The sequence below is a fragment of the Micromonospora sp. NPDC049175 genome, from assembly GCF_043197345.1.
In the GTDB taxonomy this organism is placed as follows: domain Bacteria; phylum Actinomycetota; class Actinomycetes; order Mycobacteriales; family Micromonosporaceae; genus Micromonospora.
The window spans coordinates 244,952-267,145 of sequence record NZ_JBICSY010000006.1 but is presented as its reverse complement, the minus strand read 5'-3'; the positions used below and the strand labels follow the sequence as shown (position 1 = coordinate 267,145).

Here is a 22,194-nt window from a genome sequence, read left to right as displayed (position 1 = left end):
GGGGCGTTACGCACCTTCAGGTGCCTACTTCCCATAGTGAAGTTACACCCCGATAGTGGAGCGGGTAGGCGGTGCACGGGCACGGCTCGGTACGACACGAAAGTCAGAGGTAAGAACATGGCCTCCACCTCCCTTCCCGGCGGCACCTGGACACTGGGAGACCTGACGGTCACCCGGTTCGGTTACGGCGCCATGCAGCTGGCCGGCCCCTGGGTCATGGGACCGCCGGCCGACCACGACGGCGCACTCGCCGTCCTCCGCGCGGCCGTCGAGCGTGGCATCACCCACATCGACACCTCCGCGGCCTACGGGCCGCATCTCACCAACCAGCTGATCCGGGAGGCGCTGCACCCGTACGCCGCCTCGCTGCACATCGCCACAAAGGTCGGCGCGAACCGCGACCAGCAGGGCGGCTGGCCCCCGGCCCGCGACCCGGAAAGCCTGCGGCGGTCCGTGCACGAGAATCTCGAGACCCTCGATCTCGACGTGCTCGACCTTGTCAACCTCCGGCTCGGCGATGCCGCGGGTCCGCAGCCCGGTCCGGTCGCCGAGGCGTTCGAGACACTCGTCGACCTTCAGCACGAAGGCCTCATCCGGCACCTCGGAGTGAGCAACGCGACGCCGGAACAGGTCGCCGAGGCGCAGGCCATCGCGCCGATCGTGTGCGTGCAGAACATGTACAACCTCGCGCACCGCCAGGACGACGAGCTGGTCGACGCGCTTGCCGAGCAGGGCATCGCCTACGTGCCGTTCTTTCCTCTCGGCGGCTTCAGCCCCCTGCAGTCCTCGGTGCTCGCCACCGTGGCCGCCCGGTTGGAGGCGGCACCGATGTCGGTCGCCCTGGCCTGGCTGCTGCGGCGTTCGCCGAACATCCTGCTGATCCCGGGGACCTCGTCGACGACACACCTGCGCGAGAACATCGCGGGCGCCGCCCTGCCCCTCTCCGACGACGACCTCGCCGAACTGGACAAGATCGGCGGCTAGGGAGAAAGGGTGTCGGGGCAAGATCGTGCGCGAATCAGGAAGTAGTGGCATCGGTGCGGTGGTGAGGCCACTACTTCCCGGATCGAGCGTGACCGTGCGGCTGGCGGGCCGAACCCGTGCTGCCGGCCGGTCCAGCGTGGTGCTCGTCGTCAAGATCCGCGCAACATCGGTGATGGTGCTGTCTCCGGCGCGTCGGAGGCAGCACCATCGGGGATGTTGTGGCGCTGCGTGCGTGCGGGGTGCGGGGGTGCGCCTACGTGCGGGTCGGCGGCAGGGCCCCCAGGGGGAAGGCGGGCCGCAGGGGCCCGCCTTCCCCGAGCCCACCCTCAGCAGTTGCGCAGCTCCGGTGACTGGTTGAGCAGTTGGCCGCGTGTCGACACGAAGCGGCGGCAGCGCTCCCCGTCGACGGGCGAACGAAGGCAGGTCAGGGCCTGCGGGGGTGCCCCTTGAGGTGCCGGCCCAGTTCGCGGGCGATCTCCCGGTTGGCGTCCCGCTCGGCCATCGTCTGCCGCTTGTCGTAGGAACGCTTGCCCTTGGCCAGCGCCAACTCGACCTTGGCGTAGCCGTTCTCGAAGTACATCGACAGCGGGACCAGGGTCACCCCGCCCTCGCGGACCTTGTCCAGGATCCGGTCGATCTCGGCCCGGTGCAGCAGCAGCTTGCGGTTGCGGCGCGGGGCGTGGTTGGTCCACGTGCCGTAGGCGTACTCGGCGATGTGCAGCCCGTACAGCACGATCTCACCGTCGCGTTCGTGGGCGAACGCGTCCACCAGCGAGGCCCGCCCCTCGCGCAGCGACTTCACCTCGGTGCCGACCAGCACGATGCCCGCCTCGTACGTGCGCAGCACGGTGTACTCGTGCCGAGCCTTCTTGTTCGAGGCGATCAACCGGCGTTCGGGCTGCTTGGACGGGCTCACCCCGCGACGATATCCGGCCGCTGCCTCAGCCGGGCCGGCCGGCTCCGCCGGTCGCCCGCCGCTCCGGGCTCAGCCGCCCGGTCAGTTCCCGCACCGCGTCGGCGAACTCGTCCTGCGACTCACACGGCCAGTGCCCGAGGATCGGTGGGGGGACGCTGTCGCTGGGCGCCGGCACCACATCATGCGGATCGACCAACCGGCGGTCCACCGTCGCCGCCGGCCCGGTCAGCGTCTCGGGCTCCCCGGGCCGCCGGGAGGAGAAGATCCAACCGCCGATCGGGTCGGTGTCGCGCCACAGGTTGATCCAGCGCCAGCCGACCCGCTCGCCGATCTCCCGCAGCGCGGGCTCGTCGGCGTAGGCCGGGAACAGCCGCGCGTACAACCGGCCCAGTGGCGATCCGTAGGTCAGCAGGGCGACCCGCTCGGTGATCCGGGTGGGTAGTTGCAGCACCGTGGCGGCGAGCAGCACCGAGCCGTGACTGTGCCCGGCCAGCAGCACGCCCTGTCCCTGTTCCACCAGGTAGGTGATCCGCTTGGCCAACTCCGGCACGGCCCGCTCGGCGTAGCAGGGCGGCGCGAACGGGTGTGCCGCCCGGGGCCAGAACGTGCCCAGGTCCCACAGCACGCCCACGTAGCGACGGAACTGTGCCGTCCGGTACGCGAAGATGCCGCCCACCACCAGGCCGAGCAGGATCACGGCGATCGCGTAGCTGCCCGACCCGATCAGGAAGTTGACCATGCTGTCCGGCACTCCGACGTAGCGCTGCGCCAGTTCGCCCGGCAGGAGTTGGAGCAGGCCGAGCACGCTTGTGGAGAGGCCGAGCGCCGCCAGCCCGGCGTACACCACGGACAGCGGTTCCAGCCGCTCGGTGAACCGGGCGCGGGCGATCGCCTGCTCGACGCGGCGCAGCCGGTCCGCCGCCGCCGGTGGCGCGTGCGGGAAGTCGGCGGCCACGATCGCCCGGGCGGCCCGCCGCCGCCCGCGCCGGGTCAGCCTGGTGACCACGGCGGCCACCAGCAGGGCGGTCACCACCGCCAGGAAAAACCCGAAGATCGCCCACTTGTACGCCAGCGGAGGGCTGGTCTCCAGGCCGTCCGCGGTCGTCCCCTGGCGATCGAGCAGGTCCGCCACCCGGTAGACCAACTCGGCGGAGAACGCCACGGCGAGGCCGGCCGCGATCGTGACGAAGACCGGCGCCCCCAACGCCCGCAGCGGCCCCCCGCGCTGCCGGCCGCCCCGCCGCCAGAGCACCAGCGCGGCGAGGGCGGTCACCAGCATCATCTGGCTGACGAACAGCCAGGCCACGATCGCTCCGTAGCCCGGCAACGCCCCGCCCCGGGGCCACGGGGCCGGGCTGATGACGACGTGCACGATCACCAGGATCGTCACGCCGCAGGCGATCGTGCGCAGCCCTCGGAAGAGGGCGTCCACCCGGGGCGCCGGGTCGGTCCGGTCGATGCTCGGCACCACGGTGAGCAGGACCAGGCAGGCCAGCAGCAGCACCCCGGTGGCCGCCAGCAGGATCACCATCACCCACGAGCGGTGTTGGCTGGCCCGGGCGGCCAGCAGGCTGCCGTCGAGGGTGGCGAATCCCGCCGCGACGTGGACCGAGCGCAGCCGACCAACGAGTGGCTCGCCGTCCCACTGGCCGACCGCGCTCAACTGGTGCTTCGAGGTCGGGGTCGACGGAGTCCGGAACGCGTCGAACGAGTGGCCCGGGCGGGCGCCCAGCCACCAGACCAGCCCGATGGCGGCGACCGGCACCAACGCCAGCACGCCCAGGCGCAGCCCGGGCGGGCGTCCGCCGAGCCAGGACAGCCAGCTCCGCCCGGCCAGGCAGGACGGGGTGTCCATGCAGCGCCAGGCGACCAGGTCCAACGCCACGCCGACGATGGAGAGCACGTAGAGCATGGTGAGGGTGAGGGCGAGCACCCGGCACAGCGCCATGAAGCCCAGCTTCGAAGCGGTGTTCGACGGGCGCATCCAGAGCGCCACGTTGCAGAGCATGAACGGCAACAGGAACACCAACGACAGCGTCCGGACCGCCGTGCCGGACGGCAGGTCACTCCACCGGTACGCCTCCAGCGTCACCCCGTCTGTCCCGGTCGAGTCCGGGTAGCCGGGGCGCGGTCGGTAGAACCCGCCGCTGCGGTCCCCGGCGACCTGCTGCACGTGCGGCCGGTCCAGCACCTGGTCCGCTCCCGCGCCGGAGACACCGTGCACCCGCAGTTCCACGATCCCGCCCGACGTGGTCGGTCCGGTCGGCGACACGTCCGCCATGGGCCCCCCGAGGTGTGCGCGGCAGCCGGGCGCGTCGTCGACGTACGACCACCCACGCGGCTCCCCGGCTTACCCATCCCGAACCCGGTCAACCATGCCGGCCACCCGGGCCATGGTGCGGCCGACCGCCAACAGGTGGTTTCATGGCGCCATGGCGAACCCGGTGATCCTGACCGTCGACGACGACCCCGTGGTGTCCCGTGCGGTGGCCCGGGACATCCGCCGCCGCTACGGCGACCGCTACCGGGTGCTGCGGGCCTCCTCCGGACCGGAGGCGCTGGACGCCCTGCGGGAGGTCAAACTGCGCGGCGAACAGGTGGCGCTGCTGCTGGCCGACCACCGGATGCCGGAGATGACGGGCGTGGAGTTCCTGGAATCGGCGATGGACATCTTCCCGGCCGCCCGCCGGGTGCTGCTCACCGCGTACGCCGACACCGACGCCGCGATCGAGGCGATAAACGTCGTCGACCTGGACCACTACCTGCTCAAGCCCTGGCATCCGCCGGAGGAGAAGCTGTACCCGGTGGTCGACGGGCTGCTGGAGGCGTGGTCGGTCACCCCGGACGCGGCGAGCGCGGAGATCCGCGTCGTCGGGCACCGCTGGTCGGCGCCGTCGTTCAAGGTCCGTGACTTCCTGGCGCGCAACCTGGTGCCGTACCGGTGGATGCTCTCCGACGACCCGGAGGGCGCCCGCCTGCTCGACGCGGCCGGGGCCACCGAGGCGGACGTACCGCTTGTGGTGACGGCCGACGGCAAGGCGCTGGTCGCCCCGAGCGAAGCCGAGTTGGCCGCGCTCGCCGGGCTGACGGTCGTGCCGGCGTGTGACTTCTACGACCTGGTGGTGATCGGCGGCGGCCCGGCCGGCCTCGGCTCGGCGGTGTACGGCGCGTCGGAGGGGCTGCGTACCGTGCTCGTGGAGCGGCGGGCGACCGGCGGGCAGGCCGGGCAGAGCAGCCGGATCGAGAACTACCTGGGCTTCCCCGACGGCGTCTCCGGCGCGCAGTTGACCGATCGGGCCCGCCGGCAGGCGGTCAAGTTCGGCGCCGAGCTGCTCAGCGCCCGGGAGGTGGTCGGTCTCAGTGAGGCCGGCGGCGCCCGGCTGTTGCGCTTCGGCGACGGTTCCGAGATCGCCGCGCACACGGTGGTGCTGGCCACCGGAGTGTCGTACCGGGTGCTCGACGCCCCCGGGCTGGCCGACTTCACCGGTCGGGGGGTGTTCTACGGCGCCGCCGCCACCGAGGCGCCGAGCTGCGTCGAGCAGGACGTCTACATCGTCGGCGGGGCCAACTCCGCCGGCCAGGCGGCGGTGCACTTCTCCCGGTACGCGTCGAGGGTGCACCTGCTGATCCGGGGCGCGGACCTGACCGCCTCGATGTCGCGTTACCTGATCGACCAGTTGGAGCGGATCGACCGGATCACCGTGCACCCGCATACGGCGGTGGTCGGCGGGGCGGGCGACGACCACCTGCAACGGCTCACCCTCTGCGACACCCGCACCGGGGAGGCCCGCTCGGTCGACACGTCCTGGTTGTTCATCTTCATCGGCGCGGAGCCCCGCACCGACTGGCTGGACGGTGTGCTGGTCCGGGACGGGCGCGGCTTCATCGTCACCGGCCCGGACCTGCTGGCCGGTGGGCGTCGGCCGGCGGGCTGGTCGCTGTCCCGCGACCCGTACCACCTGGAGACGAGCGTGCCGGGGGTGTTCGCGGCCGGTGACGTGCGGGCCGAGTCGGTCAAACGGGTCGCCTCGGCCGTCGGCGAGGGCGCGATGGCCGTCTCGCTCGTGCACCGCTACCTGGAGGCCCAGTGAGTGCGAGGAGTGAGCCGGGTTTGCTCGCCCCGCAGTCGCGAACGAAGGAGACCCAGTGAGTGCGGGGAGTGAGCCGGGTTTGCGAGCCCCGCAGTCGCGAACGAAGGAGACCCAGTGACCACCGAGTCCGATCGACTGACACCTGCGGAGTTGCGCACCCTGTTCCTGTTCGAGTCCCTCGACGAGGGGCAACTCGAGTGGCTGGCCGAACGCGGCCGGGTCGAGCAGCGTGCCGGGGGCACCCTCGTGTACGCCGAGGGGGAGCCCGGGACCTGCTTCTTCGTGCTGGTGCGCGGCGCGGTGGCGCTGAGCCGCCAGGTGCGCGGCGACGACATCGAGGTCAGCCGCACCGACCAGCGCGGCGTGTACGGCGGGGCGGTCCAGGCTTACCTGGGTGACCAGGTCGACCAGATCTACCGCAACAGCATGCGGGCGGTGGTCGACTCGGACTTCTTCGTGCTGCCGGCGGAGGACTTCGCGTACGCCCTGCGGTCCTGGTTCCCGATGCCCATGCACCTGTTGGAGGGGCTGTTCCTCGGTCTGCGGAACAGTCAGGTCATCGTCGGCGAACGGGAGCGGTTGTTGGCGCTCGGTTCGCTGTCGGCCGGGCTGACCCACGAGCTGAACAATCCGGCCGCGGCGGCGGTGCGCGCGACCTCGGTGCTGCGGGACCGGGTCGCCGGGATGCGGCACAAGCTCGCGATGGTCGCCGACGGCCGGCTCGACGGCAGGGCGCTGCACGGCCTCGTCTCGTTGCAGGAGGACGCCGTCGCCCGGGTCGCCACCGCGCCGAAGCTGACCCCGATGGCCACCGCCGACGCCGAGGACACCCTCACCGACTGGCTGGAGGAGCACGGGGTCGGCGGCGCCTGGGACCTGGCGCCGATCCTGGTGGGTGGCGGTCTCGACGCGGCCTGGTTGGCGCAGGTGAAGACCGCGGTCGGTGCGGCGGACCTGGAGGCGGCGGTGCGCTGGCTCACCTACACGGTGGACACCGAGCTGCTGATGCGCGAGATCGGCGACGCGGTCACCCGGATCTCCGGTCTGGTGGATGCCGCCAAGCAGTACTCGCAGCTGGACCGCGCGCCGCACCGGGTGGTGGACGTGCACGACCTGCTCGACGCCACGCTCGTGATGTTCAAGGGCAAGATCCCCGCCGAGGTGAAGCTGGTTCGCGAGTACGACCGCGGCATCCCGCCCGTCCCAGCGTACGCGGCCGAGCTGAACCAGGTGTGGACCAACCTGATCGACAACGCGTTGGGCGCGATGGGGGAGAAGGGGGTGCTGACCATCCACACCGGACGGATCGGTGACCTGCTGGCGGTGGAGGTCACCGACACCGGCCCGGGTATCCCGCCCGAGGTGCGACCGCGCATCTTCGAGCCGTTCTTCACCACCAAGCCGGTCGGCGCGGGCACCGGTCTGGGGCTGGACATCTCGTACCGGATCGTGGTGCACAAGCACCACGGCGACATCCGGGTGGAGACCGAACCCGGACGGACCACGTTCCGGGTGCTGCTGCCGATCACCGAGGGCGCACCGGAGGTGCCCGTCAACGAGATTCAGTGAACGCGCGTCCGCCGCGCCGATCTTGCACTTTCGGTTGTCGATATGCGCCGTATGCACCTTTTATCGGGACAGAAAGTGCAAGATCGCGGGGCGGGGCGGGGCGGGGCGGGGCGGGTTCAGGGCGGGTCAGGTCAGGTCAGAGGGTGAGGAAGTCGGCCAGGACTTGGGTGTGGGTGGAGAACGCCAGCTCGACCGGGTCGGTGAGCACCAACCACTCGGTCGCCTCCTCCGTCGGCGCGGACGGTGGCAGGTCCTCGGCGGCGCGCTCGGGCAGCACCCCGAAGACCATCATCGTGCCGCCCGCCGGTGCGCCGTGCACCGCGAACAGGCGGACGTCCTCGGCGGCCGCGACCAGGCCGGTCTCCTCCCGCAGCTCACGAACGAGCGCTTCGGACCACTCCTCGCCGTACTCGACGAAGCCGCCGGGCAGCGCGAGCAGCCCGCGGGCGGGCTCGATGTCCCGGCGGACCACCACGACGCCCAGGCCGTCGGCCGTGCGGACCGGCAGCACCGCGACCGCCACCGGCAGCGGATTGCGCCAGACGGTCTCACCGCAGGCCGCGCAGACCCGCGGCCACCCGGCGCCCGCCGGGTAAACGGCGCCGCAGAAAGAGCAGTGCGAGTACGGCGTACCTGTCATGCCGCAGCACGTTACCCCGTCGATCTAGGGAGAATCGTCGTGATCTTAGATCAACTAGCGGCGATACTCCCCAGATCGACGAGGGCGAGGGCGAGGGGGTCAGGCTTCGGGGGCGCCGGTGTAGAAGGCGGTGGTACGCGCGGCGGCGGCGTTCGCCTCGTCGGGGTCGGTGCCGGCGGCGATGCTCGCCGCACCCCACAGGTGGCTGCTCAGCTCCATGGCCCGTCGGCCCTCGGGTGAGGCGGTCCACTCGGCGCTCTGCTCCGGGGTGACCCCGCTGCCGTCGCCGGCCAGGTGGGTGGCGAGACCGAGCAGCCCGAGGTCCCAGCCGACGCCGACGGCGCCCGGCCCGAACTGGGCCCACCGGTCCTGGTCGACGTGCGCGATGTGGTCCAGGTCGAGGCGGGCACGCTCGTCGTCGACCGGGGTGATCCGCACCTCGATCCAGCTCACCTCGCCGCCCATCTCCCAGGTGGCGGTGAAGCGGTGCGGCGGCTCGCAGCTCTCGACGACGCCGTGGGCGTTGCCCTGGAGCTCGTACTTGCCGTGCAGCCGCAGGTCGCCGGAGATCGGCAGGAACCAGCGGGGGATGCGCTCGGCGTTGGTGCAGGCGTCCCAGAGATCCTCGGCCGTCGCCTGGTAGGTCTGGCTGATCGTGGTCACCCGGGCCTCGCCGGCCTCCAGGGTGCGGCTGCCGACCGTGCGCCGTACGGCGTTGATCTGCTCGGTGGCGTCGAACATCAGGTGGTCCTCTCGTCGGGTGGGTCGGCCGGCTCGCGCAGCCGACGGTCGCGTCGGCCCCGGGCCAGCTCGGTGGCGAGTGCCGCCAGGGGTGGGGTCCAGAACCGGCGGAAGTGCTCCAGCCAGCCGTCGACCTCACGCAGTGGCCGGGGGTCGACCGCGTACAGCCGCCGGGCGCCCTCCGGCCGTACGGTGGCGAAACCGTTGTCCCGTAACACCTTGAGGTGCTGGGACACGGCGGGCTGGGAGATGCCGAACTCGTCGCGGATCACCGCGCTGACCGCGCCGGCGGTCTGCTCGCCGGTGGCGAGCAGCTCCAGGATGCGGCGCCGGACCGGATCGCCCAGCACGTCGAAGGCGTGCACGGCCACAGTTATATCAGCAGTGGCTTATTTAAGCCAAGCGTGATGAACCGATCAGCTTGTCCAGCCGGATCGGCAGGTCCCGGACCCGTACGCCGGTGGCGTGGCGCACCGCGTTGGCGACCGCCGCCGCCGCGCCGACGATGCCGATCTCGCCCATGCCCTTGACCCCGGCCGGGTTCAGCTCGTCGTCCCGCTCGTCCAGCCAGTACGCCTCGATGGACTCCACGTCCGCGCAGCAGGTGATGTGGTAGGTGGCCAGGTCGTGGTTGACCCAGTCGCCGTACCGCTCGTCGAGCAGGCCCTCCTCGTGCAGGGCCATCGACAGTCCCATCGTCATGCCGCCGATGAGCTGGCTGCGGGCCGTCGTCGGGTTCACCACCCGTCCGGCCGCGAACACCCCGAGCATCCGGTTCAGCCGTACCTCGCCGGTGTCCGCGTCCACCCGCACCTCGACGAACTGCGCCCCGTACGCGTACCGGGGCAGGGCGGGCTGCCCGCCCACCTCGTCGGCGGTGTCGGCCTCGGCGGTCACGTCGGCGTCCGGCGGTACGCCCTCGCGGAGCTTCTCGCGCAGCGCCTGCGCGGCCCGGATCACCGCCCAGCTCCAACTGGCGGTGCCCATCGAGCCCCCGGCCAGCGGCGCGCTCGGCAGGGCGGTGTCACCGATGTGGATCTCCACCCGCTCCGGCGACACCCCGAGGGCGTCGGCGGCCACCTGCCAGATCGCCGTGCGGGCGCCGGTGCCGATGTCGGTGGCGTTGATCCGGACCACGAAGGTCCCGTCCGGTCGGGCGGTGGCCGTGGCCGACGACGGCCTGGCCCGAGCCGGGTAGCTCGACCCGGCCATCCCCGTGCCGATCAGCCAGCGCCCGTCGCGCCGGGCGCGGGGCGTCGGGTCCCGGTCGGTCCAGCCGAACCGCTGCGCGCCCTCGCGCAGGCAGGCCACCAGGTTGCGGCTGGTGAACGGCCGCCCCTGGTCCGGGTCGACCGCCGTGTCGTTGCGGATGCGCAGCTCCACCGGATCGACGCCGGCGGCGACGGCCAGCTCGTCCATCGCCGACTCCAGGGCGTACGCGCCGGGGCACTCGCCGGGGGCGCGCATCCAGAACGGCGTGGGCACGTCGAGGCGGACCAGCCGGTGCGTGGTGCGGCGGTGGGGCGCGGCGTACATGCTGCGGGTGTAGACGGCGGTCTGCTCGGCGAACTCCCGGATGGTCGAGGTCTGGCTGATCGCGTCGTGGCAGATCGCGGTGAGCCGCCCGTCGGCGTCGGCGGCGAGGCGGACCCGCTGGATGGTGGGCGTGCGGTAACCGACCGGCCCGAAGATCTGCTGACGGGTCAGCGCCAGCTTCACCGGTCGGTCCACGTGCCGGGCCGCGAGGGCGGCCAGCACCACCGACGCCTTGGCGTACCCCTTGCTGCCGAAGCCGCCGCCGACGTGCTCGGCGACCACCCGGATCGACTCCGGGGGCAGCCCGAACAGCTCGGCGAGGGTGGCCCGCACCGGTGACGCGCCCTGGGTGGAGTCGTGCACCAGCAGTTGGCCGTCGCGCCACTGTGCCGTCGTGGCGTGTGGCTCCATCGGGCTGTTGTGGTACGCCGGGGTGCGGTACGTGGCGTCCACCCGCACCGGCGCCGCCGCGTACCCGGCGTCGAAGTCGCCCTCGGCGGTGTCGGTCGGATAGCTGGGGTTGACGTGGTCCGGCCGGTACAGGCCGGGGTGGTCGTCGGTGAGCACGGTGCTGTGCGGGCCGGCGTCGTAGTCGATGCGGACCAGCCGGGCGCCCTCCCGGGCCGCCTCCAGGCTGGTGGCCACCACCACGGCGACGTACTGCCCCCGGTAGTGCACCGCCGGCTCCTGCAACAGCCACAGCTCCGGCTCGGGGCCGGGCGCGAGGCGCGGCGCGTTGCCGTGGTGCAGGACGGCCAGCACGCCGGGCGACGCGAGCGCCTCGGTGGTGTCGACCCGGGTGATCCGGCCGCGCACCACGGCCGACGGCACCGCCCAGCCGTAGGTGACTCCGTCCACCTGGTACTCCACCGCGTACCGGGCCGTGCCGGTGACCTTCGCGCGGCCCTCCAACCGGGGGTACGCGCGGCCGACCGCGCCGGTGGTCACGACGACGCCAGCTCGCTGAGCGCCCGCACGGTGATGGCCCGGGTCAGCGGCACCTTGAATCCGTTGTGCCGCAACGGGCGGGCCTCGGCCAGCTCCGCGTCGGCGGCCCGCGCGGCCAGCTCCGGGCTGAACGGGCGACCGCGCAGCTCCTCCTCGGCCCGGTACGCCCGCCACGGCCGGTGCGCCACCGCCCCGTACGCCAGCCGCACGTCACGGACCACGTCGCCGTCGAGGTCCAGCACCGCGGCCACCGAGCCGGCGGCGAAGGCGAACGACGCCCGGTCGCGCACCTTGAGGTACGTCGAGCGGCGCGCGGCCGGCAGCGGTGGCAACCGGACGGCGGTGATCAGCGCGCCCCGGGCCAGTGTGGTCTCCCGTTCCGGGTGCGTGCCGGGGGAGCGGTACAGGGCGGCGATCGGGATGTCGCGCGGGCCGTCGCTCTCGTGCACCTGCACCACCGTGTCGAGTGCGGTGAGCGCCACGGCCAGGTCGGACGGGTGGGTGGCCACGCACTGCTCGGACCAGTCCAGCACCGCCAGGTCGCGGTTCTGGCCGTGCAGCGCGGCGCAACCGCTGCCCGGCTCCCGCTTGTTGCACGCCTTGCCGGTGTCCTGGAAGTAGACGCAGCGGGTGCGCTGCAACAGGTTGCCGCCGGTAGTGGCCATGTTGCGCAGCTGTCCGGAGGCGGCGGCGAGCAGGGCGCGGGCCAGCACCGGGTAGTCCCGGCGGACCACCGGGTGGGCCGCGAGGTCGCTGTTGCGGACGGTCGCGCCGATCCGCAGCCCACCGTCGGGCAGCTCCTCGACGGTGTCCAACGGGAGCCCGGTCACGTCCACCAGCACGTCGGGGCGCTGCACCCCGAGTTTCATCAGGTCCACCAGGTTGGTGCCGCCGCCCAGGTACGCGGCGTGCGGTTCGGCGTCGAGCACGGCGACCGCGTCGGCCACGTCGGCCGGCCGGTGGTAGCGGAACGCCCTCATCGCGTCGCGGCCGCCTCGCGCACGGCAGCCACGATGTGCGGGTACGCGGCGCAGCGGCACAGGTTGCCGGCCATCCGTTCGCGGATCTCCGCGTCGGTCAGCTCGGCCGGGGCGTCCAGGTCGTCGGTGACCGCGCTGGGCCAGCCCCGGGCGACCTCGTCGAGCATGCCGCGGGCGGAGCAGAGGTGCCCCGGCGTGCAGTAGCCGCACTGGAACGCGTCGTGCGCGACGAACGCGGCCTGCAACGGGGACAGCTCGTCCGCCCCGGCCAGCCCCTCGACCGTCACCACCGACCGCCCGTCGAGCGTGACGGCGAGCACCAGACAGCTCTTCACCCGGCGACCGTCCAGCAGCACCGTGCAGGAGCCGCACTGGCCGTGGTCGCACCCCTTCTTCGCCCCGGTCAGGCCGAGGTGCTCACGCAGCGCGTCCAGCAGCGTGGTGCGGTTGTCGAGCGTGACCGCGTGGGCCGAGCCGTTGACCTCGACCGTCACCCGGGACGAGTGTCGCTCGTCGGTCGTCGTCGCGTTCCCTGCTCGGTCCGGCACCGGCCCAGACTAGCTTTACCGGTACGAACAGGGGCGAATAACGCGGGAGGTGGCCGGGTGGGAGACCTGCCGGTGACCGCCGGGCTGCTGCTGGCCGCCGGGGCCGGGCGGCGATACGGCCGCCCCAAGGCGCTCGTCGAGTTGGAGGGCGAGCCGCTGGTGCGGCGCGGAGTCCGGCTGCTCGACGCTGGCGGCTGCGCGCCCGTGCACGTGGTGCTCGGCGCGGGCGCCGACGAGGTGCCCGACCTGCCCGGCGCGGTGCCGGTCCGGCACGACAGGTGGTCCGAGGGGCTGGGGTCGTCACTGCGCCGGGGCCTGGCCTCGCTGCCGGCCGACGTGTCGGCCGCCGTCGTGGTCCTCGTCGACCAGCCGCTGCTCAGCCCGGTCGCGGTCCACCGGGTGCGGGCGGCGTACGCCGGCGGCGCGCTGGTCGCGGTCGCCACCTACGCCGGCCGGCCGGGGCACCCGGTCCTGCTGGGTCGGGACACCTGGCCGTTGCTGGACGGCTACGCCGTCGGCGACCGGGGTGCCCGCGACCTGCTGCGCGAGCGGCCGGACCTGGTGGTCGAGGTGCCCTGCGACGACGTCGGCTCCCCGGTCGACGTGGACACCCCGGCCGACCTGCCCGGCCGCTGAGCGGCGCCGAACGGCCGCCCGGGGTGTCGACACCCCGGGCGGCCGTACCCCCGTTCTCAGGCCACCGGCGTCGCGGTGCCGGTGGCGCGGGCGAGACGCTGGTGGGCGCGGATCAGCTCGGCGTAGCGCAGGCCGCTCGCCTTCACCGTCCGGGCTTGCGTGGCGTAGTCGACGTGCACCAGCCCGAAACGCTTGTCGTAGCCGTACGCCCACTCGAAGTTGTCGAGCAGCGACCAGACGAAGTAGCCGTCCAGCGGCACCCCCCGGGCCACCGCCGACGCGCACGCCGCCAGGTGCTGCTCCAGGTGGTCGGTGCGCTCCTTGTCCTCCACGGTGCCGTCCGGGGTGACCTCGTCCGGCCAGGCCGAGCCGCTCTCGGTGACGATGATCCGGCCCGGCCGGTACTCCTCGTGCACGTCGACGAGCAGCCGCTCCAGGCCCGCCGGGTACATCTCCCAACCCATCGCGGTCTCCACCGAGCCGGGCACCGGCACCTGCCGGGCGTACGGCGCCGCGCCGGTCGGGTCGTCGACCACCAGTTGACGGAAGTAGTAGTTGACCCCGAGGAAGTCGGTGGGCGTGGCGATCACCGTCAGGTCGTCGCCACGTACCGGCGGCTCGACACCGTAGGTGGCGATCATGTCGGCGGGGTAGCCGCGCCCGTGGATCGGGTCCAGCCACCACCTGTTGACGTGCCCGTCCGCCCGGCGGGCCGCCGCCACGTCCTCGGGTCGGTCGGTGGCCGCCTCGATCGGGCTGAGGTTGACCACCAGACCCACCGAGGCCGGGCGGGCCGCGTTGGCGCGGATCGCCTGGGTGGCCAGCCCGTGCCCGAGCAGCACGTGGTGCGAGGCGTGCACCGCGCGGGTGAGGTCCCGCTCGCCGGGGGCCATGTTGCCGTCCAGGTGCCCGATCCAGCACACGCACAGCGGCTCGTTGACGGTGCACCAGTCGGCGACCCGGTCACCGAGGCGGGCGGCCACCACCGCCGCGTAGTCGGCGAACGCCTCGGCGGTGGCGCGCTCCGGCCAACCGCCGGCGTCCTGCAACGCCTGCGGCAGATCCCAGTGGTAGAGCGTGACGAACGGCCGGATCCCGTCGGCGAGCAACGTGTCGACGAGCCGGTCGTAGAAGTCCAACCCGGCGGGATTGACCCGACCGACGCCGTCGGGCATCACCCGGGGCCAGGCCACCGAGAAACGGTACGCGTCCACGCCGAGCCGGCGCAGCAGCGCCAGGTCCTCCGGCCACCTGTGGTAGTGGTCGCAGGCCACCGCGCCGGTGTCGCCGTTGTCGACGTTGCCGGGGATCGCCGAGAAGGTGTCCCAGATGGACGGCGTCCGGCCGTCGACGTCGACGGCCCCCTCGATCTGGTACGCCGCCGTGGCGACACCCCAGAGGAAGTCGGGTGGCAGCTTGGACAGGTCGGGCACGGGACGGGTCTCCTCTGGGATTGACGTACTCACTTGACCGCGCCGGCGGTGAGGCCGGCGACGAAGTACCGCTGCAGGGCCAGGAACCCGACGACGACCGGGACGCTCACCACGAGTGAGGCGGCCATGATCTGGTTCCAGTAGACGTTGAACTGGGTGGAGTAGCCCTGGAGGCCGACGGCCAGGGTGCGGCTGCCCTCGTCGGTCATCACCGACGCGAAGAGCACCTCGCCCCAGGCGGTCATGAACGCGTACACGGTGACCGCGACGACGCCGGGCACGGCGGCCGGCAGGATCACCTGGAACAGGGTGCGCAGGGGCCCGGCCCCGTCGACCTGCGCCGCCTCGTCCAGCCCTCGCGGGATCGAGTCGAAGTAGCCGACGAGCATCCAGATCGAGAACGGCAGCGAGAAGGTCAGGTACGTGATCACCAGGCCGGTGCGGCTGGCGTACAACTCGATGCCCGTGGCGTTGCCCAGGTTCACGTAGATGAGGAACAGCGGCAGCAGGAACAGGATGCCGGGGAACATCTGGGTGGACAGCACCGTCACCGAGAAGAGGCCCCGGCCACGGAACCGGTACCGGCTGACCGCGAACGCCGCGAAGATGGCCACCGCGACCGAGCAGATCGCCGCGATGCTCGACACCACCAGGCTGTTCACCAGGTACCGGGCCAGGGGCACGGTGCTCCACATGTCCACGAACGGTTGCAGCGTGGGTCGGCTGGGCCACCAGGTGAAGCCGTTCTGCACGTCCTGCAACGGCTTCGCCGCGGAGGTCACCATCACGTAGAGCGGAATGACGACGAAGAGGGTGAGCAGGGTCAGCACGATGCGCCGGCCCCAGCGCTCACCGGCGGTCTCACGCATGGTCGTCCCTCCGACGGTTGGTGATCAGCAGGTACGCGGCCGAGACGATCATCAGGAACAGCAGCAGCGCCACCGACATCGCCGAGCCGGAGCCGAAGTCCCAGGTCTTGAAGGAACTGCGGTAGATGTGGATGGAGATGAGGTCGGCCTGCTCGGGGGCGGAGCCGCCGAAGAGCACGAACGGGGTGTTGAAGTCGTTGAACGTCCAGAGGAACAGCACCAGCAGCAGCACCAGGTTCACCGGCCGCAACATCGGCAGGGTGACCGAGCGCAGCCGACGCCAGAACCCGGCGCCGTCGATCGCGGCGGCCTCGTACAGCTCGCCGGGCACGTTCTGCAGGCCGGCCATCAGGCAGAGGAACGCGAACGGCCAGTTGCGCCACACCGACACCACGAGCAGCGACCAGAAGCTGTTGTCATCGATCAGCCAGAACGGCCGCTCGTTCAGCAGCCCGAGCTGGTCGACCAGGACGTGGTTGACCAGGCCGGTGTCGCGTTGCAGCAGGAAGCTCCAGGTGATCACCGCGGCGTAGACCGGCAGGGCGTACGGGGTGAGGAAGAGCGCGCGCAGGATCGCCCGTCCGCGGAACGGCTTCTGCAACACGACAGCCGCCGCGATGCCGAGCAGCCAGGCGAACCCGACCGAGAGCAGGCTGTAGGCCAGGGTGATCCAGAACGAGTGCAGCAGTTCCTTGCCGGCCGCGCTGTTCAGGTTGAGCGTCGCCCGGTAGTTCTCGAACCCGATGAAGGGCGCGGTGGACCAGTCGCGGATGTGGAACTGGGTCAGCTCCAGCAGGCTCATCCAGACCCCGACCACCATCGGGATGACGTGGATGGCGAGTTCCAGCACGATGGCCGGGGCGAGCAGCAGATACGGCAGGAGGGAGCGGCGGGGGCCGCGGGGCCGGCGGGCCGGCTTCCGGGCCGGTGACCCGGCCCGGGGTTCGCGCCGGTCGGCGTCCGGCGCGGTGGTGCTGGTTGCCATCGGGGTCCTCTCGGAGGCGGTGGCCGTGGCCAGGCTCAGCGCCTGACCACGGCCACCGGTGACGCCTGGGTCAGCGCATCTTCTGCTGCGCGTCGGTCAGCTTCGCCTTCACCGAGGCCTCGGTGACCGGCTTGCCGCTTGCCGCGTCCGCGAACAGTTCCTTCATCGCGGTGCCGACCAGGGTCTCGAAGGTGCTCTCCTCGGGCACCTGCGGCAGCGGGGCCGCGGTGGTGACCAGGGTCTCCTGGATGGTCTTCTGCTCGGTGGCGCTGAACGCCGGGTCGGAGCCCGCGGTCTTGACCGCCGGCAGCGAGCCGTACGTCTTGTTGAGCAGCGTCTGCTCCTCGTCGCTGGTCATGAACTTCACGAAGTTCAGCGCGCCGTCCTTGTTCTTCGTGTGCTTGAAGACCGCCATGTTGATGCCGGCGACCATGCTGTTGACCTTCTTGCCGCCGGCCGGCGGGCTGGCCAGGAACGGCACCGGGGCCACACCGTAGGCGTCGGCGGGCATGTTCTGCGTCTTCAGGTTCGAGCCGGCGGACTGCCACAGCAGCATGGCGGCCTTGCCGTTGGCGAAGTCGGAGACCGACTGGTTTTGCGCGTACTCCGCGTTGCTCGGGTTGGTGATCTTGTCGGCGGCCATGAAGTCGATGTACCGCTTGATCGCCGAGACGTTCTGCGGGGTGTCGAAGGTCGGCTTGCCGGCCGAGTCGAACCACTCACCGCCGTACTGCTGGCTGAAGGTGAACGCGTGGTGGGCGTTCTCCGACGGGTTGGCGCCCTCGATGGCCAAGCCCCACTTGCCGCCGGTGCTCAGCTTCTTGCCGTACTCGGCGAGCTGTTCCCAGGTGGTCGGCGGTGCGGTGAGGCCGGCGTCGGCGAACGACTTCTTGTTGTAGTACAGGCTGTACGCCATGCTGTAGAGCGGCACGGCGGCCGGCGGCTTGCCGGGGGCGCCGGCGGCGGCGAGCGCGGCGGGCACGATCCGGTCCTTGCCGCCGACGGCCTGCAGGGTGGCGTCGTCGAACTCGACGAGCGCGCCGGTGGCCTGCAACGACGCCGACCAGGTGTTGCCGATGTTCACCACGTCCGGGCCCTTGCCCGAGGCGGCGGCGGCGAGCAGCCGGTTGAGCAGGTCCGACCACGGGACCACCTCGACGGTGACCTTGATCCCGGTCTGCTTCTCGAACTTGTCCAGCTCGGGCTGGAGGGTCGTCTTGTCGGCCTCCAGGCTGGCGCCCTGGTTGCTGGCCCAGTAGGTGAGCGTCTTGGGCGATGCGGCGGAGTCGTCGCCGGAGCCGCCGCAGGCGGTCAGCGAGGCGGCGGCCAGTACGGCGGCGGTGAATATCCCGAGGTGTCGTCTCGACACGGGTCAGCCCTTCCGGAGCGTGGTGGGGGTCCGCCGACCTCCGTCGCCGATAGGGGTCGAGACGACGGGCGGCCGGCTGCGGGACAGGGTTCGGGGGTGCGCCGTCGGAGTCCGTCGGCGTTTCCCGGGAGTTACATCACGGCTTAAATTATGTCGTCATTAAAGTGGCTGGCCGGTGGGTCGTCAAGCACGGTGCGGTTACAGTCGCCTCGAACGGCCAACCAGAACGGGGTGTCGAGTGGAGCTGGCGCGTGCCACCAACCGCAGCGTGCGGCTGCGCAACCGGTCCGCGCTGCTGACCAAGCTCTTCCTCGACGGCCCGCTCACCCGCCAGGACCTGGTGCGCAGCACCGGGCTGAGTCAACCGGCGGTCAGCAACGTGGTGGCCGACCTGATCGACGAGGGGCTGGTCGCCGAGGCCGGGGCCGCCGAGTCCGACGGCGGCCGGCCCAGCATGCTGCTGCGGATCGCGCCCCGCTTCGCCTTCGTGGTCGGCGTGGACGTCGGCGAGACCCGCGTCCGGGTGGAGCTGTTCGACTTCGCGATGACCCTGCTGGCCAGCGTCGAGTACCCGCTCGACCCGGCCCGGACCGAGCCCGACCTGGTGGCCGGGCACGTGCTGGCCGGCATCGACGCGGTGACCGGGCAGGCCCAGGTGGCCCCCGGCGACGTGCTCGGCGTCGGCATCGGCGTGTCGGGAGTGGTGGAGCAGGGCGTCGAGGCCGTCGTGCACGCCCAGGCCCTCGGTTGGGACCGGGTGCCGCTGGAGAGGCTGATCAGCGCGGGCACCGACCTGCCCCTGCACATCGACAACGGCGCGAAGACCCTCGGCCAGGCCGAGATGTGGTTCGGCGCCGGCCGGGGCGCCCGGCACGCCGTCTTCGCGCTTGTCGGCTCCGGTGTGGGCGCGTCCGTGGTGACCGGCGGCGCCACCTACCGGGGCGCGTCCAGCAGCGCGGGGGAGTGGGGGCACACCACCCTGGTGTACGGCGGCCGGGCCTGCCGGTGCGGCGCGCGCGGCTGCCTGGAGGCGTACGTGGGCGCGGAGGCGATCATCGAGCGCTACCGGGAGGCGCGCCGTGGTCGACCGGTGCCCGGCGAGGACGAGGAGTCCCAGCTCGCCGCCCTCGTCGCCGCCGCCGACACCTCGGTGACCGCCCGGCGGGTGCTGGACGAGACCGCCGGCTACCTCGGCGCGGGCGTGGCCAACCTGATCAACCTGTTCAACCCGGAGCGGGTGGTGCTCGGCGGCTGGGCGGCGATGGCGCTCGGCGACCTGCTGCCGGCCGTCCGCGAGGCCGCCGGCCGGCAGGCGCTGCGCCAGCCGTTCGAGCAGGCGTCGATCGAGCTGTGCCGCCTCGGCGTGGACGCGGTGGCGTTGGGCGCCGCCACGCTCCCGATCGCGCGCTTCCTCACCGAGGGCGGCGTCCGCCGCTGAGCCGGGACGACGGCAGCGGGGCACGGCGAATTACACAAAAAGAATCCTCGGGATAAATAACGAAGTTATAGATCGATGTCTTGACGCCGCCGCAATCTCGCCGCAACACTCCTACGAGAGCGCTCTCCGGCCCGCGGTGCCGTACCGGCGGCACCCAGAACTGTGGTGTCGCATCGGCGGCACCACCCACGGCACCACGGGGCGAGCCCGATCCCACCCTCGCGCAACCCGTAGCCCCCTATCGACAGGCGATGTCATGACATCTCGTGCAACATCCGTACGCCCGCGTCCCCCACGGGCCGTTCGGCACCTGCTCGTCGGACTCACCGTGGCCCTGGTCGCGGCGCTCACGCCGACCGGTGCCACCACCCCCGCGCAGGCCGCCCCCTCCCTGCTGTCCCAGGGCCGCACGGCGACCGCCTCGTCCACCGAGAACGGCGGAACGCCCGCCGCCGCCGCTGTCGACGGCAACACCGGCACCCGCTGGTCCAGCGCGTTCAGCGACCCGCAGTGGTTGCAGGTCGACCTGGGTGCCCGCGCCACCATCACCCAGGTCAACCTGCTGTGGGAGGCCGCCCACGGCCGGGCCTTCCAGCTCCAGACCTCCGACAACGGATCCACCTGGACCACGATCTACTCGACCACCACCGGCACCGGCGGCACCCAGAACCTCACCGTCTCCGGCGCCGGCCGCTACGTCCGCATGTACGGCACCGCCCGGGGCACCGGCTACGGCTACTCGCTCTGGGAGTTCCAGGTCTACGGCGAGACCGGCGGCGGCACCAACGAACCCCCGGTGACGCCCACCGACCCGTACAACCCCAACCTCGGTCCGAACACGTTCGTCTTCGGCCCGAGCACCCCGACGTCGACGATCCAGAGTCGACTGAACACCCTCTTCACCCAGCAGGAGACCAACCAGTTCGGCCCGCAGCGCTACGCGGTGCTGTTCAAGCCCGGCACCTACAGCGCCGACGTCAACCTCGGCTTCTTCACCCAGGTCGCCGGCCTCGGGATGAGCCCGGACGACGTCAACCTCAACGGTCACGTCCGCACCGAGGCGTTCTGGATGGGCGGCAACGCCACCCAGAACTTCTGGCGGGCCGCCGAGAACCTGTCGGTCACCCTGCCCGCCGGGCAGACCGTGGAACGGTGGGCGGTGTCCCAGGCCGCGCCGTACCGCCGGATGCACCTGCGCGGCGGGCAGAACCAGATCCAACTCTGGAACGGCGGCGACGGCTGGTCCAGCGGCGGCCTGCTGGCCGACACCCGCATCGACGGGCTTGTCGTCTCCGGCTCGCAGCAGCAGTGGTACTCCCGCAACAGCGAGTTCGGCAACGGCTGGACCGGCTCGGTGTGGAACATGGTCTTCCAGGGCGTCACCGGCGCACCGGCGCCGAGCTTCCCCAACCCGTCGCACACAGTCATCGCGCAGACCCCACAGGTCCGCGAGAAGCCGTTCCTCTACGTCGACGGCACCGGCGAGTACCGGGTGTTCGTGCCGGCGCTGCGCACCAACTCGACGGGCACCAGTTGGTACAACAAGACCCCGGCCGGCTCGTCGATCTCGCTGTCGCAGTTCTTCGTCGTGCAGACCGGCACCAGCGCCGCCACCATCAACGCGGCTCTCGCCCAGGGCAAGCACCTGCTCTTCACCCCGGGCGTGCACCACGTCACCGAGCCGATCCAGGTCAACCGGGCCGACACGGTCGTCCTCGGCCTCGGCCTGGCCACCATCCAGGCCGACAACGGCAGCGTTGGGATGCGGGTGGCCGATGTGGACGGCGTCAAGGTCGCCGGCCTGATGTTCGAGGCCGGCACGACCAACTCACCGGTGCTGATGGAGGTCGGGCCGTCCGGGTCGTCGGCGAGCCACGCCAGCAACCCGACCTCCCTGCACGACGTGTTCTTCCGCATCGGCGGGCCACACGTCGGCAAGGCCACCAACACGTTGACAGTCAACAGCGACAACGTGATCGGTGACCACATGTGGCTGTGGCGGGCCGACCACGCCGCCAGCGGCGTACCGACCGGGTGGACGTTGAACACCGCCGACACCGGGCTCACGGTCAACGGCGACAACGTCACCATGTACGGCCTCTTCGTCGAGCACTACCAGAAGTACCAGACCGTCTGGAACGGCAACGGCGGCCGGACGTACTTCTACCAGAACGAGCTGCCGTACGACGTGCCGAACCAGGCGGCCTGGATGAACGGGTCGACCCGTGGCTACGCCGCCTACAAGGTCGCCGACTCGGTGACCAGCCACCAGGCGTTCGGGCTGGGCAGCTACAGCTACTTCAACGTCAACCCCGCGGTGGTGGAGGAGCGGTCCTTCGAGGTGCCCACCAACTCGAACGTGCGGTTCACCAACATGGTCACCGTCTCGCTCGGTGGCGTCGGCACCATCAACCGGGTGATCAACAACGCCGGTGGCACCGCGAACGCGGCCAACCAGACGGTGTACCTGACCACCTACCCCTGACCGGGGCGTCCGCGCCGGCCCGGTCC

General features: G+C 71.7%; 18 protein-coding genes. 6 read left to right on the top strand and 12 right to left on the bottom strand.

What is annotated here, in order from left to right:
- Positions 1 to 117: 117 nt before the first annotated feature.
- Entirely contained in the window at positions 118 to 984 is an 867-nt protein-coding gene (locus tag ACGFH8_RS24500; protein WP_393371049.1) for an aldo/keto reductase family oxidoreductase, read from the top strand.
- A 424-nt stretch (positions 985 to 1,408) separates the two neighbouring features.
- On the opposite strand, the gene smpB is transcribed toward ACGFH8_RS24500, so the two are convergent.
- Positions 1,409 to 1,900 carry an SsrA-binding protein SmpB gene (gene smpB, locus ACGFH8_RS24495; protein WP_393371047.1) on the bottom strand — a complete coding sequence of 164 codons (492 nt, stop codon included), beginning with the start codon at positions 1,898 to 1,900 and terminating at the stop codon, positions 1,409 to 1,411.
- Between the two features lie 25 nt (positions 1,901 to 1,925).
- Positions 1,926 to 4,181 (bottom strand): hypothetical protein, encoded by a 2,256-nt coding sequence (locus ACGFH8_RS24490; protein ID WP_393371044.1) that lies wholly within the window; start codon positions 4,179 to 4,181, stop codon positions 1,926 to 1,928.
- A gap of 151 nt (positions 4,182 to 4,332) precedes the next feature.
- Between ACGFH8_RS24490 and ACGFH8_RS24485 the strand changes: the two genes are divergently transcribed.
- Both ACGFH8_RS24485 and ACGFH8_RS24480 read left to right on the top strand, forming a co-directional pair.
- Entirely contained in the window at positions 4,333 to 5,991 is a 1,659-nt protein-coding gene (locus tag ACGFH8_RS24485) for an FAD-dependent oxidoreductase (RefSeq protein ID WP_393371042.1), read from the top strand.
- Between the two features lie 114 nt (positions 5,992 to 6,105).
- Entirely contained in the window at positions 6,106 to 7,560 is a 1,455-nt protein-coding gene (locus ACGFH8_RS24480; protein WP_393371039.1) for an ATP-binding protein, read from the top strand.
- A 136-nt stretch (positions 7,561 to 7,696) separates the two neighbouring features.
- Here the strand turns inward: ACGFH8_RS24480 and ACGFH8_RS24475 are convergent, their stop codons facing one another.
- The 6 genes from ACGFH8_RS24475 to ACGFH8_RS24450 form a co-directional block, all read right to left on the bottom strand.
- Positions 7,697 to 8,200 (bottom strand): NUDIX domain-containing protein, encoded by a 504-nt coding sequence (locus ACGFH8_RS24475; protein WP_393371036.1) that lies wholly within the window; start codon positions 8,198 to 8,200, stop codon positions 7,697 to 7,699.
- A gap of 99 nt (positions 8,201 to 8,299) precedes the next feature.
- Complete coding sequence (locus ACGFH8_RS24470; protein WP_393371034.1) at positions 8,300 to 8,941, bottom strand: SRPBCC family protein; 642 nt, start codon at positions 8,939 to 8,941, stop codon at positions 8,300 to 8,302.
- A complete protein-coding gene (locus ACGFH8_RS24465) occupies positions 8,941 to 9,306 on the bottom strand; it encodes an ArsR/SmtB family transcription factor (protein WP_393371031.1) in 366 nt (121 codons plus the stop codon). Before ACGFH8_RS24465 ends, ACGFH8_RS24470 begins: the two co-directional genes overlap by 1 nt.
- Positions 9,307 to 9,334: 28 nt before the next feature.
- The gene (locus ACGFH8_RS24460) at positions 9,335 to 11,425 is read right to left on the bottom strand and encodes a xanthine dehydrogenase family protein molybdopterin-binding subunit (RefSeq protein ID WP_393371028.1); all 2,091 of its coding nucleotides are present in this window, start codon (positions 11,423 to 11,425) and stop codon (positions 9,335 to 9,337) included.
- Positions 11,422 to 12,405, bottom strand: a complete 984-nt coding sequence (locus tag ACGFH8_RS24455) for an FAD binding domain-containing protein (RefSeq protein WP_393371025.1) — start codon at positions 12,403 to 12,405, stop codon at positions 11,422 to 11,424. The genes ACGFH8_RS24460 and ACGFH8_RS24455 overlap by 4 nt, the downstream gene beginning before the upstream one ends.
- Complete coding sequence (locus ACGFH8_RS24450; RefSeq protein WP_393371764.1) at positions 12,402 to 12,899, bottom strand: 2Fe-2S iron-sulfur cluster-binding protein; 498 nt, start codon at positions 12,897 to 12,899, stop codon at positions 12,402 to 12,404. Before ACGFH8_RS24450 ends, ACGFH8_RS24455 begins: the two co-directional genes overlap by 4 nt.
- Before the next feature lie 111 nt (positions 12,900 to 13,010).
- Between ACGFH8_RS24450 and ACGFH8_RS24445 the strand changes: the two genes are divergently transcribed.
- Positions 13,011 to 13,589, top strand: a complete 579-nt coding sequence (locus ACGFH8_RS24445; protein WP_393371022.1) for an NTP transferase domain-containing protein — start codon at positions 13,011 to 13,013, stop codon at positions 13,587 to 13,589.
- Between the two features lie 56 nt (positions 13,590 to 13,645).
- Here the strand turns inward: ACGFH8_RS24445 and ACGFH8_RS24440 are convergent, their stop codons facing one another.
- The 4 genes from ACGFH8_RS24440 to ACGFH8_RS24425 form a co-directional block, all read right to left on the bottom strand.
- Positions 13,646 to 15,022 carry a GH1 family beta-glucosidase gene (locus ACGFH8_RS24440; protein WP_393371019.1) on the bottom strand — a complete coding sequence of 459 codons (1,377 nt, stop codon included), beginning with the start codon at positions 15,020 to 15,022 and terminating at the stop codon, positions 13,646 to 13,648.
- Positions 15,023 to 15,051: 29 nt separating this feature from the next.
- Positions 15,052 to 15,891: a carbohydrate ABC transporter permease gene (locus ACGFH8_RS24435; protein WP_393371017.1), complete on the bottom strand. Its 840-nt coding sequence runs from the start codon at positions 15,889 to 15,891 to the stop codon at positions 15,052 to 15,054.
- Complete coding sequence (locus tag ACGFH8_RS24430; protein ID WP_393371015.1) at positions 15,884 to 16,876, bottom strand: carbohydrate ABC transporter permease; 993 nt, start codon at positions 16,874 to 16,876, stop codon at positions 15,884 to 15,886. The genes ACGFH8_RS24435 and ACGFH8_RS24430 overlap by 8 nt, the downstream gene beginning before the upstream one ends.
- 70 nt (positions 16,877 to 16,946) lie before the next feature.
- On the bottom strand, positions 16,947 to 18,245 hold the full coding sequence (locus ACGFH8_RS24425) for an ABC transporter substrate-binding protein (protein WP_393371013.1): 1,299 nt from the start codon (positions 18,243 to 18,245) through the stop codon (positions 16,947 to 16,949).
- Positions 18,246 to 18,483: 238 nt separating this feature from the next.
- Here ACGFH8_RS24425 and ACGFH8_RS24420 point away from each other — a divergent pair, with 238 nt between their 5' ends.
- On the top strand, positions 18,484 to 19,683 hold the full coding sequence (locus ACGFH8_RS24420) for an ROK family protein (protein ID WP_393371011.1): 1,200 nt from the start codon (positions 18,484 to 18,486) through the stop codon (positions 19,681 to 19,683).
- A gap of 256 nt (positions 19,684 to 19,939) precedes the next feature.
- Positions 19,940 to 22,168, top strand: a complete 2,229-nt coding sequence (locus tag ACGFH8_RS24415; RefSeq protein ID WP_393371009.1) for a discoidin domain-containing protein — start codon at positions 19,940 to 19,942, stop codon at positions 22,166 to 22,168.
- The last annotated feature ends 26 nt before the right edge of the window (positions 22,169 to 22,194 follow it).

Bases quoted from the DNA above. Each gene is read 5' to 3' on its own strand.
- ACGFH8_RS24500 (WP_393371049.1), top strand. From the start codon at position 118: ATGGCCTCCACCTCCCTTCCCGGCGGCACCTGGACACTGGGAGACCTG.
- ACGFH8_RS24490 (WP_393371044.1), bottom strand. From the start codon at position 4,181: ATGGCGGACGTGTCGCCGACCGGACCGACCACGTCGGGCGGGATCGTG.
- ACGFH8_RS24485 (WP_393371042.1), top strand. From the start codon at position 4,333: ATGGCGAACCCGGTGATCCTGACCGTCGACGACGACCCCGTGGTGTCC.
- ACGFH8_RS24475 (WP_393371036.1), bottom strand. From the start codon at position 8,200: ATGACAGGTACGCCGTACTCGCACTGCTCTTTCTGCGGCGCCGTTTAC.
- ACGFH8_RS24470 (WP_393371034.1), bottom strand. From the start codon at position 8,941: ATGTTCGACGCCACCGAGCAGATCAACGCCGTACGGCGCACGGTCGGC.
- ACGFH8_RS24455 (WP_393371025.1), bottom strand. From the start codon at position 12,405: ATGAGGGCGTTCCGCTACCACCGGCCGGCCGACGTGGCCGACGCGGTC.
- ACGFH8_RS24435 (WP_393371017.1), bottom strand. From the start codon at position 15,891: ATGCGTGAGACCGCCGGTGAGCGCTGGGGCCGGCGCATCGTGCTGACC.
- ACGFH8_RS24430 (WP_393371015.1), bottom strand. From the start codon at position 16,876: ATGGCAACCAGCACCACCGCGCCGGACGCCGACCGGCGCGAACCCCGG.
- ACGFH8_RS24415 (WP_393371009.1), top strand. From the start codon at position 19,940: ATGACATCTCGTGCAACATCCGTACGCCCGCGTCCCCCACGGGCCGTT.